This is a genomic window from Sphingobacterium zeae (assembly GCF_030818895.1).
Classification (GTDB): Bacteria; Bacteroidota; Bacteroidia; order Sphingobacteriales; family Sphingobacteriaceae; genus Sphingobacterium; species Sphingobacterium zeae.
The window spans coordinates 5,436,972-5,453,762 of record NZ_JAUTBA010000001.1 but is presented as its reverse complement, the minus strand read 5'-3'; the positions used below and the strand labels follow the sequence as shown (position 1 = coordinate 5,453,762).

At 39.1% G+C, this 16,791-nt stretch carries 17 protein-coding genes; 5 read left to right on the top strand and 12 right to left on the bottom strand.

The genetic code is table 11. The features are described from left to right. Positions 1-44: 44 nt before the first annotated feature. Positions 45-1,517, top strand: a complete 1,473-nt coding sequence (locus QE382_RS23020) for an endo-1,6-beta-glucanase (protein WP_307187918.1) — start codon at positions 45-47, stop codon at positions 1,515-1,517. Between the two features lie 57 nt (positions 1,518-1,574). Further along, a complete protein-coding gene (locus QE382_RS23015; RefSeq protein ID WP_307187917.1) occupies positions 1,575-2,912 on the top strand; it encodes a DUF5125 domain-containing protein in 1,338 nt (445 codons plus the stop codon). Positions 2,913-3,096: 184 nt separating this feature from the next. Here the strand turns inward: QE382_RS23015 and folP are convergent, their stop codons facing one another. The 4 genes from folP to QE382_RS22995 are packed head-to-tail and all read right to left on the bottom strand — an operon-like array spanning position 3,097 to position 5,876. Beyond that, positions 3,097-3,939, bottom strand: a complete 843-nt coding sequence (folP, locus tag QE382_RS23010) for a dihydropteroate synthase (RefSeq protein ID WP_307187916.1) — start codon at positions 3,937-3,939, stop codon at positions 3,097-3,099. 31 nt (positions 3,940-3,970) lie between these two features. Further along, positions 3,971-4,450: a DUF4920 domain-containing protein gene (locus QE382_RS23005; protein WP_209577472.1), complete on the bottom strand. Its 480-nt coding sequence runs from the start codon at positions 4,448-4,450 to the stop codon at positions 3,971-3,973. A gap of 1 nt (position 4,451) precedes the next feature. Continuing rightward, positions 4,452-5,030: an L-threonylcarbamoyladenylate synthase gene (locus QE382_RS23000; RefSeq protein WP_209577474.1), complete on the bottom strand. Its 579-nt coding sequence runs from the start codon at positions 5,028-5,030 to the stop codon at positions 4,452-4,454. 27 nt (positions 5,031-5,057) lie between these two features. Beyond that, positions 5,058-5,876 carry a 2,3,4,5-tetrahydropyridine-2,6-dicarboxylate N-succinyltransferase gene (locus QE382_RS22995; RefSeq protein WP_209577476.1) on the bottom strand — a complete coding sequence of 273 codons (819 nt, stop codon included), beginning with the start codon at positions 5,874-5,876 and terminating at the stop codon, positions 5,058-5,060. A gap of 359 nt (positions 5,877-6,235) precedes the next feature. Between QE382_RS22995 and QE382_RS22990 the strand changes: the two genes are divergently transcribed. Beyond that, complete coding sequence (locus QE382_RS22990) at positions 6,236-6,670, top strand: RNA-binding S4 domain-containing protein (RefSeq protein WP_307187915.1); 435 nt, start codon at positions 6,236-6,238, stop codon at positions 6,668-6,670. Between the two features lie 48 nt (positions 6,671-6,718). Here QE382_RS22990 and ytxJ read toward each other — a convergent pair whose 3' ends face one another. The 5 genes from ytxJ to QE382_RS22965 all read right to left on the bottom strand — a co-directional run bounded on the left by ytxJ (position 6,719) and on the right by QE382_RS22965 (position 11,133). Then, a complete protein-coding gene (ytxJ, locus tag QE382_RS22985) occupies positions 6,719-7,057 on the bottom strand; it encodes a bacillithiol system redox-active protein YtxJ (protein ID WP_307187914.1) in 339 nt (112 codons plus the stop codon). Next, positions 7,054-7,794: a hypothetical protein gene (locus QE382_RS22980; protein WP_307187913.1), complete on the bottom strand. Its 741-nt coding sequence runs from the start codon at positions 7,792-7,794 to the stop codon at positions 7,054-7,056. Before QE382_RS22980 ends, ytxJ begins: the two co-directional genes overlap by 4 nt. Positions 7,795-8,079: 285 nt before the next feature. Continuing rightward, entirely contained in the window at positions 8,080-8,568 is a 489-nt protein-coding gene (gene ribH / locus QE382_RS22975) for a 6,7-dimethyl-8-ribityllumazine synthase (protein WP_209577484.1), read from the bottom strand. An 82-nt stretch (positions 8,569-8,650) separates the two neighbouring features. Continuing rightward, positions 8,651-9,322 (bottom strand): tetratricopeptide repeat protein, encoded by a 672-nt coding sequence (locus QE382_RS22970; RefSeq protein WP_307187912.1) that lies wholly within the window; start codon positions 9,320-9,322, stop codon positions 8,651-8,653. 83 nt (positions 9,323-9,405) lie between these two features. Then, complete coding sequence (locus QE382_RS22965; protein ID WP_307187911.1) at positions 9,406-11,133, bottom strand: polysaccharide biosynthesis protein; 1,728 nt, start codon at positions 11,131-11,133, stop codon at positions 9,406-9,408. 326 nt (positions 11,134-11,459) lie between these two features. On the opposite strand from QE382_RS22965, the gene QE382_RS22960 reads away from it, so the two are divergent. Both QE382_RS22960 and QE382_RS22955 read left to right on the top strand, forming a co-directional pair. Further along, on the top strand, positions 11,460-12,671 hold the full coding sequence (locus tag QE382_RS22960) for an alanine dehydrogenase (RefSeq protein WP_209577490.1): 1,212 nt from the start codon (positions 11,460-11,462) through the stop codon (positions 12,669-12,671). A 79-nt stretch (positions 12,672-12,750) separates the two neighbouring features. Continuing rightward, positions 12,751-13,602 carry an alpha/beta hydrolase gene (locus QE382_RS22955; protein WP_307187910.1) on the top strand — a complete coding sequence of 284 codons (852 nt, stop codon included), beginning with the start codon at positions 12,751-12,753 and terminating at the stop codon, positions 13,600-13,602. A gap of 9 nt (positions 13,603-13,611) precedes the next feature. Here the strand turns inward: QE382_RS22955 and QE382_RS22950 are convergent, their stop codons facing one another. From QE382_RS22950 to porX, 3 genes are read right to left on the bottom strand one after another with little or no spacing between them, the layout of a single operon-like run. Continuing rightward, on the bottom strand, positions 13,612-14,658 hold the full coding sequence (locus tag QE382_RS22950; RefSeq protein WP_307187909.1) for an ABC transporter ATP-binding protein: 1,047 nt from the start codon (positions 14,656-14,658) through the stop codon (positions 13,612-13,614). 23 nt (positions 14,659-14,681) lie between these two features. Then, a complete protein-coding gene (tsaE, locus tag QE382_RS22945) occupies positions 14,682-15,092 on the bottom strand; it encodes a tRNA (adenosine(37)-N6)-threonylcarbamoyltransferase complex ATPase subunit type 1 TsaE (RefSeq protein WP_307187908.1) in 411 nt (136 codons plus the stop codon). 12 nt (positions 15,093-15,104) lie between these two features. Continuing rightward, entirely contained in the window at positions 15,105-16,658 is a 1,554-nt protein-coding gene (gene porX, locus QE382_RS22940; RefSeq protein ID WP_307187907.1) for a T9SS response regulator signal transducer PorX, read from the bottom strand. Between the last annotated feature and the right edge of the window lie 133 nt (positions 16,659-16,791).

Genomic DNA, 16,791 nt, shown 5'->3' with positions numbered 1-16,791 from the left:
ACGGGAAAAAAAACTAACAGATGAAACGCAATAATAAAAATACTATGATATATACATTCTTGTTGTCCTGTCTCGTGGCGGCAACATCTTGTAACCGTGACAGCTATACACCTTCACAAGGTGAAGATATTAAAAAAAGTGGTGATGTTACCATTTATACCACGACAGGCAGTCGGTCTTTGGATTTTGGAAAACGCTTTGTTGATTTTAGCTCCAAATTTAATATGTCGCCCAATACAATTACGTTAGATCCAGCGAAGAAATTTCAGACGATGGATGGATTCGGCGCGGCAATTACAGGATCCACATGCTATAATCTAATGAAAATGAGTAAGGAAGATCGAACAAAATTTCTTACAGAAACTTTTTCCGATAAAGATGGAATGGGTATGAATTACATTCGTATTGCTATTGGATGTTCTGACTTTTCGTTGAGTGAATACACCTGCTGGGACAAGCAAGGGAAAGAAAATTTCGGTATGCAGATGGAAGAAACCCAATATATCATTCCGGTACTTAAAGAGATACTTGCTATCAATCCATCTGTAAAGATCATGGGCTCACCATGGACTCCACCGAAATGGATGAAAGTTAACAACCTGACTGATCTAAAGCCTTTTGATTCCTGGACTAGCGGACAGCTAAATCCAAAATACTATCAGGATTATGGATGGTATTTCGTGCAATGGATCCAGGCAATGAAGAAAGAAGGTATCAATATTTATTCCATCACTGTTCAAAATGAGCCTTTGAATAGGAAGAACTCTGCGTCGCTTTATATGTCATGGCAAGAACAGCAAGCTTTTGTAAAACAATCTTTAGGGCCACAATTAAAAGCAGCAAACCTGTCGACAAAAATCTATGCGTTTGATCATAATTATAACTATGATGATATTGCTGATCAGACTGATTACCCTGTGAAGATCTATAACGATCCGGCAGCAGCCGCATTCTTTGCGGGAGCAGCTTACCACAACTATGGTGGTGATAAAGCGGAGCTAATAGATATCCATAATCAACGTCCGGATAAAGAACTGGTATTTACAGAAACATCCATTGGAGAATGGAATGATGGCCGGAATCTTGAAAAACGTTTGATGGAAGATATGCGTGAAGTCGCCATTGGCACAGTGAACAATTGGAGTAAGGGTGTCATAGTCTGGAATCTGATGTTAGATACCGAAAAAGGACCGAATCGTGAGGGCGGCTGTCAGACATGTTATGGAGCTGTAGATATCAATAAGGCGAATTATAAAAATATAACGCGCAATTCGCACTATTATATTGTTGGTCACCTTTCTTCGGTGGTCAAATCAGGAGCCACACGGATTGGCACCTCTGGGTATACTGCTGAAGGCTTGGTTTATACGGCGTTTCAAAATACAGATGGAACTTATGCGGTTGTTTTATTAAATGACTCAGGCGATAGCCGCAAAATTACCTTAGCCGACGGTAAAAATCATTTTAGCTATGATGTGCCTGCCAAGGCGGTTGTTTCTTACCGCTGGACTTATTAATTGGAGGACGATAAACCCTAAGCGCTATCTTGCTGATAGCGCATAAATTATGAAAAAATGAAAAGATACTTCATCAATCTACTCTTGGGAACTGCTGCTCTTACCGCAGTTAGTTCCTGTAAAAAGGATGAAAAATATACCTATCAGGTAGGGGATCCTAAAATCGAATTGAAATCACCTATCTCATCCGCAAATTTTGGGGATAGCCTAGCATTTCAAGTACACGTTTCCGATAAAGAAGTTGCACTCTCTACGGTTAAAGCCCAGCTATATTTTACAGATGACAAGGTAACAGAGACCGTGATCCGTACCAAAGAAAACGGAGACTACGCTGGAAAGATTTATGTTCCATTCCTGAAAGGTATTCCCGACGGAAAAGCAACCTTAAAATTTGTCTTGCAGAATATAAGCCAGAAAACGAGCGAACAGTCTTTTGATCTAAGCCTCAGCAGGCCTGACTTTCCGTATTTAACCTTGGTCACCGAATCCAAGTCCTATCGAATGGAAAAGGTAGGACGTAATCAATATGCAGCAAAAGAAAACTTTCCTGCAGAAGTAAAAGGCTATATCCAAGCGCCAAAAGTAGGTTCACAAGGAAATACAATGAATTTTGGTTGGGTCAATAATGTTATTAATTTAGGTTCTACTACCGAAATTCCATTCTCGAATTCGACTTCTGGTGTATATCCGATTCAATTTAATACATTGACCTTTCAGGCTTCTCCGTTTATTGTTGTACTACTCAATGGATCGCAGTTTAGCCGACTTGATGATAAGCATTCCAAAGTTGAAATCGAGCTCGCGCAAGGAAAAGCGACAACCTTCGAAGGGATTGCAGATCTGCAAAATTGGTGGATTGATCCAGATTACTTTGCTCAAGCGGCCGATGGAACCTTTTCGTTCAAAGGAGCAACCGGCAAATACCGTGTTACCGCAGACTTTAACTTAAAATATTTTGTGGTTGAGGCGATGACAGGCAATGATTTGGCAAAACTACAAGATGACGGAACTGGTGCCGTCTGGATTATTGGCGAAGGAATTGGAAAACCTAAGGTATCCAGTAATCAGGTAGGCTGGAATACCGATAAAGCGCTGTGTTTGGTTCCGCTAGGTAATAAGAAATATCAGATAACGGTTAAGGCCGGAGAGTCTATAAATACCGATAACATTAATTTCAAATTTTTCCATCAAAAAGGATGGGGTGGTGAGTTTGGAGGCACCGACGTTACAACAACAAGTGATATTGTATTTATCGGGAATGGCAACAACGGTCGTGATGCTGGTAATCTGGGTATCAAAACTGGTAAAGTACTCGAATCAGGTAAGACCTATATCTTCACGCTGGATTTGAATGCCGGCAATAAGAAGGCTGTGCTTACCGTAGCATCGAAATAAAATAAAACGAGTTTTGGAATTCCTGGGCAGTTTTTCTGCCCAGGAATTTTTATCTAAGCTTAACTTATTTGATAGATTTTAAGTCTTTCGGACCATTCCTATATAACAGTTGAACGATAGCAAGGAAAGTCCGTATCACACTGTGAAAATCCGATGAAATGCTTTGTAGGAAAATAGAGTTAATCTAGGAATAGAAGAGATCAACTAACTGTTTCGCTTCTTTTACATCATGTACGCGAAGAATTTGTATACCTCTTTCGAGAAGTAATGTATTTAAAGCGGTAGTACCGTTTAACGCTTCCTTGGCTGTGATCCCGATTTTTTTATAGATCATGGATTTGCGGGATATTCCGCCCAAAATTGGTAATTCGAAGTAGTGAAGTTCATTGACACGATAAAGCAACTCATAGTTCTGTTCGGCTGTCTTGGCAAAGCCAAAGCCCGGATCAAGAATAATGTCATTCACCCCCATACTTCTTAGCATGGCGATACGCTCACCCAAGAAGGTGGCAACATCCGTTACAATATCTGTATAGTCTGTTTTTTCCTGCATATTTTCGGGAATACCGCGCATATGCATAAGAATGTAAGGAACTTGGTATTTGGCTACTGTAGCAAACATATTATCGTCCAGTGTACCACCAGATACATCATTAATGATGTGGATGCCTGCTTCGACCGCTGCAGCTGCAACGTCTGCCCTAAAGGTATCAATCGATAAAATGGCGTCAGGAAACGCTGCTTTAATTGCTCGAATTGGGGGAAGGGCTCGATCCATTTCTTCCTGTGATGAAATTAATGGTGCGCCTGGGCGTGACGAATAGGCGCCAATGTCGAGAATTTGCGCTCCCTCAAGCAATAACTCCTTCGCTTTCTCTACTGCACGCTCTACGGTCGTATTATCGCCGCCATCGTAAAAAGAATCTGGCGTCACATTGAGTATCCCCATAATAATGGGCATATCGAAGGTCATTAAGGTGCCATCGACTAGTATGGATTGACAGGGTGACGTTTGGAATCTTTTCATCTGAACAACGACAGCTTAAGCGTATGCAACTTTATTTTATAACCAAAACACCATCAGCGATAATGCTAATGTCTTTTTTGGGTTGTGTAATTTGATCTATTTCAGCCTGTGATTTGCCAAGATCCTTTGCCGCATGTTGTAAAGATGCGACGGAAACTTCTTTTTTCTTTGCGCTCCCCTCCACGACAACCGTCTTACCCACAATATCAGATGGCATAAAGAAACCATAGTCTTTAAAACGAACGGTAATAGGCTCTTCCCCGTCACGTTGTAAGGTCATGAAACAACCCTTTTTCTTACACACTTCTACCACCTTACCCGTTATCTTTCCATGAAAAGCATTCTTTTGTGTAAGCTCCTTTTCGAGCTTTGCCACTGAAATCGCATTGGAAGCAGAAATCTCTTTCCCATATTTTACACCGGGCTTGGCTGCGAGAATATCCTTTTGCTGCCCGAATGAAAAGCGAGTGGCGACAATGGATAAAACAAGAAATAAAAAGACCTTTTTCATATTATTTTCTAATAAATTCGAATTTACCACTTGGGTCCAGCTTCATGACAGTAGATGATTTCCCATCTGTTGTTACGTCTCTGTCGTAGGCGACAATATAGTCAACTCCAGCTTTAATGGTGTCAGCAATTTCATCAAAATCTTTTGCCGTAGGTTCACCACTGATGTTGGCTGAAGTGGAAATTATGGGTTTGCGAAAGCGTTGTAAAAGCTGTTCACAAAAAGGGTGTTTGACAATTCGAATGCCAATAGATCCGTCTTCTGCTATAGCATTGGGAGCAAGATTTTTGGCATTCGAATAAACAATTGTCAAAGGCTTTTCTGTGTATTCAATAAGTTGATAAGCGACTTCCGGGATCTCATTGACATAACTCGCAAGTTGATTGTCATTATGTAATAAGACTATCAAACTTTTAGATTTATCCCTTCCTTTCAGTTGAAAGACTTTTTCTACCGCTTCAGGGTTGGTAGCATCACAGCCTATTCCCCAAATTGTATCTGTTGGGTAAAGGATTAGTCCGCCATTTTTTAGCGTTTCCAAGGCCTTATTCAAATCTTCCCGATCTACGAATCCACTCATCTTTAATTTTCTATGCAAATTTTAAACTTAAACCGCAACATTGTGTTCACGTAAAGCATCGTTTAATGAAGTCTTTTTGTCCGTAGACTCTTTACGTTGTCCAATAATCAAGGCACAAGGAACCTGATATTCTCCAGCTGCAAATTTTTTGGTATACGATCCTGGAATGACAACAGAGCGGGCAGGCACATAACCTTTATACTCTATCGGCTCAGGTCCAGTCACATCAATAATTTTTGTTGAGGCTGTCAGTACAACATTGGCGCCTAATACGGCTTCTTTTTCAACGCGAATACCTTCGACAACAATCGCCCTTGATCCGATGAAAACATTATCTTCGATAATAACCGGAGCAGCTTGTACAGGCTCCAATACACCGCCAATGCCAACGCCACCACTTAAATGTACATGTTTGCCGATCTGTGCGCAAGAGCCAACAGTTGCCCATGTATCCACCATCGTGCCTTCGTCTACATAAGCACCAATATTAACATAGGAAGGCATCATAATAACTCCTTTAGCCAAATAAGCACCTAAACGAGCGGATGCGCCTGGTACAACACGTACACCCGTATGCTTATAGTCTGTTTTGAGTTTCATTTTATCATGAAATACAAAAGGCCCAGCAGTCATTTCACGCATGTCATTAATTGGAAAGTACAAAATAACAGCTTTCTTGATCCAATCGTTCACGTGCCATCTCGTGCCAATCAGTTCAGCAACGCGAATTTCACCACTATCTAATTTCATGATGACCGTACGAATTGCTTCCGTATATTCTTTATATTCTAATAATTGCCTATCTTCCCAAGCTTCCTCAATCAGTTTTTTAAGTGGCTCTACCATATTATTTTTTTGCTTATTTGAATTAGTTTATTTTGATGTACAAACTTAGATAAAGTTGGACTTAAAAGCAACTTTATCCATTGTTCCTTGCGTTATACTTAACGGATACCAACAGCGTACTATTTTACAGTCACTCTTCCCCCTAACTACCCTGTGTGCGCAGCGATTTCACGTTGAGTTCACCTTTTAAAGGTGTATCCACCATGAAGCTATTGCTTTAACAACCCTCTTGCTGTAAGGAGTTGGTGTTCGGTGGTGAGCGATGGAATAGGAGAATGTTGATAACTGAACGCAGTATATTTAGATTTTCTATAATTTCTTTTGGTTGTAATGGTCCTAAAAATAGCTATTTTTGTACTATGGCTGGAATATCAGAAAAATTGAGAATTGATAAATATTTGTGGTCAATTCGCTTATTTAAGACGAGAACCTTGGCGACAGAGGCGTGTAAGGCTGGAAGGGTCAAATTAAAAGGGCAGAATATAAAACCATCTTACGAGGTGAAAATAGGTGATGTGTATCACATTCAAAAAGGTATTGAGCGGAAAGTCGTCCTCGTGACTGGCCTGTTGGAGCGTCGTGTGGATGCAAAGACTGCCGTGCAATTTTACGAGGATCAAACTCCTGTTGAAGAGACGGTTGGGTATAAATCTATGTTTCACGCTCCTGTCCTCAAAAGAGATCGTGGCAGCGGTAGGCCGACTAAAAAGGACCGTCGAGAGATCGATGATCTACAATCTTCAGAATGGTGGGAAAAGGACGATGAAATAAAAAATCCAGAACCAGAAAAATAGCTGTTTATTTTGATGGAATCCAAAAAGGATCCGACATGGACTATACTATTAGATTGCCACTAAGTATTTTTCTATCTCATCGAATTGGATATCGCCATGTGAAGCATCGTATATACTGTCTTTTCCTTTAATAATCAATATTTGAGGAGATTGATGTTCTACATTCCAGCGTTGAGCAATCTCATTCGAAAGAGAACGGTAGCGCAATAGGTCTAAGAGATAAATCGTATAGTCGTGGTCTGATATCGCCGACATTCGTTCAAGACTACGTTTAGCCATATTACTAATACCGCATGTTGTACTATGTTTAAAAATAGCTGCAACGTTATCCGATTGATATAGTTCTTGTAGCTGTTCTTCTGTGTTTAATGCAATCCAATTGATCATAATTCTGTGAATTTTTTTTGTTCTACTTGTACAAAAGATGAAATAGAGGAGAATATACAACTTCTCTGTTCGTTCGTTGTGCAATTGAATAGGCTTGGTAAACGTATACCGTCGCCGATCTCCTTATAATTGCTCACTTCATACGTAATTTTTTCTCCCTTATCTGTGTATTCATAACGCGCGATTTCCCCTGTATTTTGATCGATGTAAAGCAATCCGGCAATCCTGGTCCCAAAAATGGGGGTTGAAGAAAGGATATTGGATATCGTTAATTTTTGTCCTGCGCTAAAGCTTTCTTTCTGGTTTTTGAGCTGCACATTCTTCTGTCCAATGAGGGTGGGTAAAAGGAGCAAATTAAAATCCAAAAAGAGTTGGCTTTTGATTGATTTCTTAAGCTCTGCCTCGTCTGTGGATAAATTTCCGCCAATAAAGAGCTTATCACCCCCAGGGTTTTTAAAATTAAATAGGTAAGTCACTTGGTCTGTTCCTGTATACCCATCAAATCGACACGCTCCCGTTGTCCGATTGAACAAGAATTTTCGTTCCTCGTTAGCTAATTGGTCTGAAATGTTATTCCCTTTTGCAGAGAATGCTAAATACTGTAACGAATCCCACTTTTCTTGACCGCCAATACTTTGCCAAATCTGTTTATGTAGACTATCCTCTTGCGCTATTAAATTCAACTGACAGAACAAGGTCAGGATAACGATACTGAGTACGTTCGATAATATTTTCATAACCCTATTTTTTTAAGAAACAATCATCAAGTGTGGACTATGCAAAAATTAAAAATACTCCACTTCACCATTGCATTATTTTCTGTAAGACTGCCGATTGTTCCGCTTACTTTATCCATGTGAGCCCATCAACGACAATTTTTTCTGATGAAAAATAAAAATCGATTAATAAGATAATAACATATTTTATTAATCGATTTACCACAAATGGAGGTATCTTACTTTAAGCTATGTTCGATAAATACTTTCATCATTGACATGTTAGTAGGCAAAATTGATACCAAATTAGAATTTATTGGCAATATGAGCCATTTGTATTGCTGTAATAGCAGCTTCTTCCCCTTTATTCCCATGCTTCCCTCCTGCACGATCCAGGGCCTGTTGAAGATTGTCTGTTGTTAATACACCAAAAATTGCTGGCTTATTATATTTGAGTCCCACATTGGCAACGCCATTTGCAACGGCATCGCAGATGAAATCAAAATGTCTTGTTTCGCCCTGGATAACACAACCTAAACAAATAACTGCATCAAAACCCTGATTTCTCAGTGCCAGATCCGCCCCTGAAATTAATTCAAAACTTCCAGGGACCTCAATAATTTGAATGTTTTTTTCTTCAGCGCCATGTTCTTCCAGACCCTTTATTGCACCATTCAATAGTGCACCTGTAATTTCTGCATTCCATTGTGCAACAACGATTGCAAATTTGAATGGACTTGCATCCGCGACTTGGATATGCGAGAAGTCTGATAAATTTTTAATGCTACTTGCCATAATAGGAGCAAAGATAGTGTTTTAGATGGTCACAAAAAAAGAGGCTATCAAATAGCCTCCTTTTTTGTGATATTGTAATCTCCTACAAATGTGCCTGTACGCGGCCTAACAAACCATCAATAGTGCTGGCCTCTTGGCTTTCAGGAAAATCTGTCTTAATCTTTTTATAGGCAGTCTCTGCACCTTTGTAATCATTTTGTGCTTCATAAACAAGACCTAATTTTTTTAAAAACATCGGTGTAGTATATGAATTACTCGATTTTTCGGAAGCTTGTTTATAGTAATCAGCAGCTTTTTTGTAGTCTTTTAACTCTGAATATGCATCACCGGTTAAACCAATTACCAAAGGGTCTAGAATTTGGCTTCCAGTAGGAGAATATTTTTCAAGAGCTTTTACAGCTTCTTCGAATTTACCTTGGCGCAAATACAATCCGCCTAAATAAGCATTCGCTATATTCGCCGATTTTGTATTCGAATATTCATCCGCAATTTGTTTAAATCCAAGAAATGCACCATCCCCCATGATTGCTTTATTTTGCAAAGAATCAATTGTGGCAAGCTGTTCAGCTTTATACATACGGTTCGAAGCTTCTTCTGCTCTCGGATCTAGATACAGCTTTTGATATCCAAAATAAAGTAAGATCAATACAACGATACCACCTAAAATGAACACTACGCTTTTTTGGTTATCTTGGAAAAAAGATCCTTTTGAAGGTTTGAAACCTTGATTTGTATTATTTGTGTTTTTAGACATTACTAATCAGTAAAATATGGATTGCAAAAATACACTTTTCGAGTAAAAATACAAGTATTTTGCAATTTTAAAGTGAATTAAGTTTAGTTTTCTGACTTATTTGATAATTCGATTTCTCGATCCAGTTGCTCGTAGATCGAATTTTTGCTTTTGAATTCGGGTACAATGATTTTCATTTGATACACCACTTCGTTTTTGTTTTGCGTTGCTAATCGTTGCTGCAGTTCTTCGATCTTCATGAGCACGATGTCGTAATTATTTTCTCTCACCTTGGCAATCATAATTTTTTCATGGTGAGTGGGTAGGGTATTTTCTAAGTCATTTAATAATTCTTCATACAGCTTTTCGCCGGGGCGCAAACCCGTAAACTTTATTTCAATATCTTCATTTGGTTTGAATCCTGAGAGACGAATCATTTTCTTAGCTAATTCGACTATTTTTACAGATTTTCCCATATCGAATACAAAGATTTCGCCACCTTGTCCCATTGTTCCAGCCTCAAGAACCAATCGGCAAGCTTCGGGAATGGTCATAAAATATCGTGTAATTTCTGGATGCGTAACCGTTACAGGGCCACCTTTTTGAATTTGATCTCTGAATCGTGGAATTACGGAGCCATTTGAACCCAGCACGTTTCCAAAACGCGTCGTAATAAATTTAGTATGGATACTTTCTTGCAATGATGCTTCCAAATGATTGTTCAACGACTGTACGTAAATTTCAGCAATACGTTTCGTTGCTCCCATAATGTTAGTAGGGTTGACCGCTTTGTCCGTAGAGACAAAAACAAATTTTTCAACTTGAAATTCAACAGCTAAATCAGCAAGATTTTTTGTTCCCATCACATTCGTTTGTACCGCTTCCAATGGATGGTTTTCCATCATCGGCACATGTTTATAGGCTGCTGCGTGATAGACATAGTGTGGTTTGAACGTTTCAAAAAGTAATTGCATTCTTTTTGTACTTCGGACATCGGCTATGTAGGTATGATATACTTGATTTGGAAATTCATCTTGAAGATCAAGTTGAAGATTATGTAAAGGGGACTCCGCCTGATCACATAGTATAATCATCTGTGGTTCGTATCTTCCCAGTTGGGTCGCGATCTCACTTCCTATAGAGCCAGCAGCACCAGTGACTAATATCCTTTTGCCTTTCGTTTGACTAAGGATGTGATCATCGTTGATCTTTATAGGCGCCCTTTCCAATAAATCTTCAATTTTTATTTTTTGGATCTGATTGGGATTAAGGTCGCCATTCATAATTTTCTTAACTGGGGGCAGCGTTAAAATATTAACATTTTTTTCCAGCGCGACGTCAGTGATTTCATTTTTGCGGTCCGAAGGAATATTATGGGAAGCAATAATGACCTCCTCAACATTTAACGTTTTGATCAGGTGGCTGAACTTCTGCGAAGAATATATCTTCGTTCCATCAATTACCTTATTTATTTTTTGTTCGTTATCATCTAAAAATCCGACAATGACATTTTTGGATCTTACATCATGGTCTAATGTTCTTTTTACAGCAATGCCCAAGTCGCCTGCTCCATAGATCAGCGTTTTTTTTCTGGAGCCACTAGCTTTTTTTGTGTATAGGAAAAAAATCTTAATAATCGTTCTATAGACTGTTAAGATTAGAAATGAAAAGAGTGCAAAGAAAATAATGAGGGCAGTTGGGATATTACGCTCGAACTCATTTGCTTGGATTATTATTTTTATAACAAGGAGAATGAAAACACTAAATGTTATCGTCGATAATATACGTATGGAATCGATCGCACTTGTGTAACGAACTATTCCGGTATACATTTTTAAAAAGGTAGAATGAAAAAGAGCATACACCTATAAATAAAATATAACGTATACTAAAATCAATGTCAAGCAAAAAAGCGAAGTCAAAATCATAGTAAATGACATTTGCGAGCAGATAGGCGATGGATACGCTAAAGATGTCCAATAAAAAAATGATCCACCGCGGCACTATATTTACTTTACTGAGCATGGTATTATATCTGATTAATTTAGACAAATGTAGATAAATTTGTTTCATTCCAAAGGTGTGCCAAACCAAATTTATCTTCGTTTGATAAGATTGATTATTTATTGTAATTTTAGCTAACGATCAATTTGACAAGATGAATGAGTTAGGGAAGCTTGCTAGTCAAGCTATGATTTCTCCAAAAGAGATGCTTTTTGAAAAGAAAAAGAATGCAAAAAGTTTATTTATAGGTATTCCAAAAGAGATCTCGCTACAGGAAAAGCGGATATGTTTGACACCTTTAGCGGTTGCATTGCTGGTAGAGAATGGGCACGACGTTATCATTGAGACGGGGGCAGGCAGTGGAGCCAACTTTTTAGACCATCATTATAGTGAACAGGGGGCTCGGATCGTATCTTCCCGCGAAGAAGTATACCAAGCAGATTTAATTATCAAGGTTGGTAGCCCTACTGCGGCAGAAGTAAAGTTGATGAAGGAACGCCAACTTTTATTGTCTTCTCAGCAACCCTCACTCATGAGCCTGGATGTCTTGAAGGCATTAATGCATAAAAAGATCACAGCAATTTCTTATGAGTATTTAAGAGATGAGGGCGGGTGTCTAGCCGTGGTTAGGGCCATGAGCGAAATTGTGGGAGCAACGGCAACCCTGATTGCTGGCGAATATCTGAGCAATGCGTTTGGCGGAAAGGGGCTGATGTTAGGCGGTGTAACCGGGGTAGCATCGACAGAAGTTGTTATTATCGGCGCTGGTACTGTTGGTGAACAAGCTGCCCGAACAGCTTTAGCGTTAGGCGCACAAGTAAAGGTTTTTGATAATTCAATATATAAACTTAGACGTTTACAGAACAATCTTGGCAGCCGTGTGTTTACATCTGTTATACAGCCCATTATTTTAAATAAGGCTGTTATCAGTTCAGACGTTGTGATTGGTGCTTTGCGAGCGCGCAATGGAAGGTCTTCTTGTTTGATTTCGGAAGAAACGGTATCTAAAATGAAACCCAACTCCGTTGTTATAGATGTTAGTATTGATCAGGGTGGGAATTTTGAAACGTCAGAAGTAACCTCACATGATCAACCCATTTTCCGAAAATTTGATGTTATTCATTACTGTGTTCCCAATATCGCTTCTCGTGTGGCACGAACAGCAACTTATGCCATGAGTAATATTTTTACTTCAATTTTGCTCGATTTTGCTGAGCTTGGAGGATTGAAAAACGCAATTTGGAAGAATCCCGGAATCCGAAGTTCTATTTATTTGTATCAAGGTAACCTTACAAATGCAGATATGGCATCAAGGTTTAATATGACTGCGAAAGATTTGGATCTTTTAGTCGTTTCTTCATTATAAAACAGGGGTATACAGTTCATATGTGCTTCGTCTTTTCGAGTCGATGTAGTCTGGAACTCTCTTTTAAAATACTATTTTAATGAAAAGAATTTTTATGATTTTATGTTCGTTGATTTCACTCGTTAAGGCGCAGGAAACAATCAATCTTTATGCAGATTCCATTCCGAATTCGACGGATAAAGAGCAAGTGAATTTAGAAAAAAATGTTCCCAGGTTATTTGCTTATCCGGCAGATAAAAGTAGCGCTAAAAATATCGCTGTACTGGTGATCCCGGGAGGTGGGTATTCGCATATCGCTATGGATCATGAAGGACATGCTGTTGCTAAAGAACTCGTAAAAAATGGTTATTCGGCTTTTGTTTTACAATACCGTTTACCTTCGCCAAATATCATGCGTAACAAATCAATAGGACCTCTTCAAGATGCTCAGCGGGCGGTCCAATTGATCAGAACGTTGCACCCTGAACTTCGCAAGGTTGGCGTTATTGGCTTTTCTGCTGGCGGGCATTTGGCCTCTACTTTAATTACCCAATTCAAAAAGGACTATATAGCGAATTCTTCGCATGTATCCCTAAGACCTGATTTTGCTGGATTGATTTATCCGGTCATCTCCATGGAGAATGATATCACACACAAAGGATCAAGAATTAATCTCATCGGAGAAAATCCTTCAGAAGATCTGGTCCGATCATTTTCTTCTGAATTACAGGTCTCTCCGGAAGTTTGCCCGGTTTTCTTTGTACATGCCAAAGACGATAGGGCTGTGCCGATAGAAAACAGTTATCGAATGATTGCTGCTTTGGATAAAGCTAAAGTGCCCAACAAACTTTATGTCTTTGAGCAGGGGGGACATGGTTTTGGATTAATTAATAAAACTTCGGATAAATTGTGGTTTGACGCATTTTTGTCCTGGCTAGCTACACTGGATTAGGACATCAAATTAATGGTCAAAAGAAATCCAATGGGATATGGTCAGATCAACTGTTTGTTGTTTTGGCGGAATGATTTGAGAGGTTGTAATGGTATGTAAGTCGATCACATTGTTGCTGACAACAATTTCATAATAAAATCCTCGGAATCGCACATCTTTTACAAAGAAAGTGGACTCTTGTGAAGGACTTATTGAAATCCATTCTTGATGGATTGCTATAGGTTTTTCGGTTGTTATCCCTAGATTTTGAGCTTGCTGGATAGTCAAGATGTTGCTTTTTGCCAACAATTGGGCGGTATAAGGGTGCGAAGGATTGTCATAGAGTTGATGTGGGTTGTTTTGATCTAAAATTTTACCTTCTTTCATCACGATAAGATTATCTGCTAAAGCAAGTACTTCAGTCGGATCGTGAGAAACGAGTATAACAGTTAACCCGGTTTCTTTAACTATATCTTTTATGTCTTGTTGGAGCGTGTCGCGAAAAGAGGCATCAACCTGATTAAAGGGTTCATCCATAAGTAAAACTTCGGGCTCATTGATGAGCGCACGGCAGATTGCAACGCGTTGCTTTTCTCCCCCACTGATATCTGCTACTCTTTTTCGCCCAAGGTGGTCTATCCGAAGACGTTGCAGTATTTCCGCAGTTTTATCTTGTTTACGTTTGATATTTGTATTTGGCAATTGCGATGCAACATTGTCCCACACGTTGGCATATGTATTTAAATCGTCAAAACCCTGCGAGACTAATTTCATCGCATCGTGACCAGGAATTAACTTATCTTTGCGTGTAGGTACCTGCCAACCTTTATAACGCACCACACCTTCTGTTGGTTCCAATAATCCATATATAAGTCTCAACAAGGTACTTTTCCCACTCCCGGACTCACCTATAATCGCGGTTATTTTTCCTTCTTCAATGTCGAAGGAACTGTTTTCAACAGCAAATTGCATGCTGTTCTCATGAAAGGAAAAGCTAAGATTTTCGGCGTGTATAGCTGATAATCCAGGCACATGAATATCAGATGGAATATATTGACAAGAGGATGATTGAGCCATATTGGGAGGTCGAAAAAGGTAAGTTAATGAATAGAGATTTGACGTGTTGTGGCATCTATGATGCTGATGTGTATTTCCTTTGCTTCTTCAGGAAGTAAATTGGGGATTTTCTCTGGCCACTCCACAAAACAGTATGCTCCTGAATAAAAGTATTCCTCGTAGCCAAAATCAAATGCCTCCTGTTCGTCTTTGATACGGTAAAAATCGAAATGATATACGGGGCCACTAGCAGATTCGTATTCATTTACGATGGAGAATGTCGGGCTCGATGTGCTGTCCTGAACATTTAATTGTTTGCAGAGGTGTTTTACAAAAGTTGTTTTCCCGGCCCCCATTGGACCATATAGCAAAAAAATGCGTTCCTCCGGAAAACTGGTTAAAAGTGTTTGAGCTGCTTGCGATAAATCTGCTACCGAATTTACAATAATTTCCATGCTGCAAAATTACTATTTCGGTAAGTATGTCGCAAAGGGGATAATCATTTCTTCCAAAGAGATTCCGCCATGTTGAAACGTTCCATTAAAGTAATTGACAAATTGGTTGTAGTTGTTCGGGTAGACAAAATAGGTGTCCTCCTTGGCAAACACGTAGGTTGAGCTCACGTGAAGTTTGGGCAATTGTGCCTCATGTGGGGTTTTGATAGCGAAGACGTCTTTGTCAATATAATTCAGATTTTTGCCCTGTTTATATCTCAAATTTGTATTTGTATTTCGATCCCCCACAATTTTACTTGGCTTTTTTACACGGATTGTCCCATGGTCAGTGGTGATAATCACGCGAACCTTTTTTTGGGAGAGCCATTTGATCGCCTCCAATAAGGGAGAATGCTCAAACCAAGACAAGGTGAGGGAACGGTATGCTGCCTCGTCGTTTGCTAATTCGCGAATCATAGAGCTATCTGTACGTGCATGAGATAGCATATCCACAAAATTATACACTAATGCATTAAGCTGATTGTGCATTAAATTTCCGAGATTGTCTACAACGTCTTTTCCTTGTTCCAACGTCAGAATTTTTGTGTAAGAGTGTTTTATGGGCTTTCGATAAAGGCGCTTAATCTGATCCTCCAAAAATTTATCCTCGTATAGATTTTTACCGCCTTCGTCTTCGTCGTTTTGCCACAATTTCGGAAAACGCTTTTCCATTTCTAACGGAGTTAGTCCACTAAAGATGGCATTTCTAGCATATTGTGTTGCTGTTGGTAAAATACTGAAATAGTTTATTTCCTCCTCCAGTCTAAAATAGTCGGTGATGACTTCATTGATAATTTTCCATTGGTCAAACCGCAAGTTGTCTATTAAGAAGAAAAATGTAGGTACATCATCTTCCAGCGTTGGGAACACTTTCTTCTTAAACAACTGATGGGAGAGGATAGGGCCGTTTTCGGGACGATTAATCCAATGAATATAGTTATTCTCTATGAATTTTGAGAACTGCATGTTTGCTTCAGATTTTTGCATGGTCAGAATTTCATGCATATTATTATCTTCAAGTTTCTCTAAAGATAACTCCCAGTACACAAGCTTTTTATATACTTCCGACCATTGGTTGTAATCTAGGTTTTCGTTGAGAGTCATCCCTAAATTACGGAAGTCTTGCTGGTAGGCCATGGATGTTTTTTCATTGACGAGGCGCTTGTTTTCAGTCAATTTCTTGATGGTCATCAAGATCTGTTTGGGATTGACCGGCTTGATCAGATAATCATCAATTTTAGAGCCTATCGCATCCTCCATGACATGTTCTTCTTCATTTTTAGTGACCAGCACAATAGGTACAGAAGGATTGATTGACTTCAGTATACCGAGTGTTTCAAGTCCGGTCAGACCGGGCATGTTCTCGTCTAAAAAAACGAGATGGAAAAAACCATTTTTAAAGGCTTCAACAGCATCATTTCCATTATTGACGGTGTCAACTTTATATCCTTTGCTTTCTAAAAATAAGATATGTGGTTTTAGAAAGTCAATTTCATCGTCAGCCCAGAGAATATGTGTTTTTTGCATCTGCTATATATGTGTTTAATTACTAGAGGAGGACCGTGTTTCTATGAATAGAATAGTGTAAAAGAACAACTCTTACCTATTTAACGGATTTTTGATCTCATGCTAACTTAAGCAAATATCGTGCTTTAGATTT

What these genes read in the sequence shown, in the direction of transcription:
- QE382_RS23020 (WP_307187918.1), top strand. Translation starts at nt 45, where the DNA reads ATGATATATACATTCTTGTTGTCCTGTCTCGTGGCGGCAACATCTTGT.
- QE382_RS23015 (WP_307187917.1), top strand. Translation starts at nt 1,575, where the DNA reads ATGAAAAGATACTTCATCAATCTACTCTTGGGAACTGCTGCTCTTACC.
- folP (WP_307187916.1), bottom strand. Translation starts at nt 3,939, where the DNA reads ATGAAAAGATTCCAAACGTCACCCTGTCAATCCATACTAGTCGATGGC.
- QE382_RS23005 (WP_209577472.1), bottom strand. Translation starts at nt 4,450, where the DNA reads ATGAAAAAGGTCTTTTTATTTCTTGTTTTATCCATTGTCGCCACTCGC.
- QE382_RS23000 (WP_209577474.1), bottom strand. Translation starts at nt 5,030, where the DNA reads ATGAGTGGATTCGTAGATCGGGAAGATTTGAATAAGGCCTTGGAAACG.
- QE382_RS22995 (WP_209577476.1), bottom strand. Translation starts at nt 5,876, where the DNA reads ATGGTAGAGCCACTTAAAAAACTGATTGAGGAAGCTTGGGAAGATAGG.
- QE382_RS22990 (WP_307187915.1), top strand. Translation starts at nt 6,236, where the DNA reads ATGGCTGGAATATCAGAAAAATTGAGAATTGATAAATATTTGTGGTCA.
- ytxJ (WP_307187914.1), bottom strand. Translation starts at nt 7,057, where the DNA reads ATGATCAATTGGATTGCATTAAACACAGAAGAACAGCTACAAGAACTA.
- QE382_RS22980 (WP_307187913.1), bottom strand. Translation starts at nt 7,794, where the DNA reads ATGAAAATATTATCGAACGTACTCAGTATCGTTATCCTGACCTTGTTC.
- ribH (WP_209577484.1), bottom strand. Translation starts at nt 8,568, where the DNA reads ATGGCAAGTAGCATTAAAAATTTATCAGACTTCTCGCATATCCAAGTC.
- QE382_RS22970 (WP_307187912.1), bottom strand. Translation starts at nt 9,322, where the DNA reads ATGTCTAAAAACACAAATAATACAAATCAAGGTTTCAAACCTTCAAAA.
- QE382_RS22965 (WP_307187911.1), bottom strand. Translation starts at nt 11,133, where the DNA reads ATGTATACCGGAATAGTTCGTTACACAAGTGCGATCGATTCCATACGT.
- QE382_RS22960 (WP_209577490.1), top strand. Translation starts at nt 11,460, where the DNA reads ATGAATGAGTTAGGGAAGCTTGCTAGTCAAGCTATGATTTCTCCAAAA.
- QE382_RS22955 (WP_307187910.1), top strand. Translation starts at nt 12,751, where the DNA reads ATGAAAAGAATTTTTATGATTTTATGTTCGTTGATTTCACTCGTTAAG.
- QE382_RS22950 (WP_307187909.1), bottom strand. Translation starts at nt 14,658, where the DNA reads ATGGCTCAATCATCCTCTTGTCAATATATTCCATCTGATATTCATGTG.
- tsaE (WP_307187908.1), bottom strand. Translation starts at nt 15,092, where the DNA reads ATGGAAATTATTGTAAATTCGGTAGCAGATTTATCGCAAGCAGCTCAA.
- porX (WP_307187907.1), bottom strand. Translation starts at nt 16,658, where the DNA reads ATGCAAAAAACACATATTCTCTGGGCTGACGATGAAATTGACTTTCTA.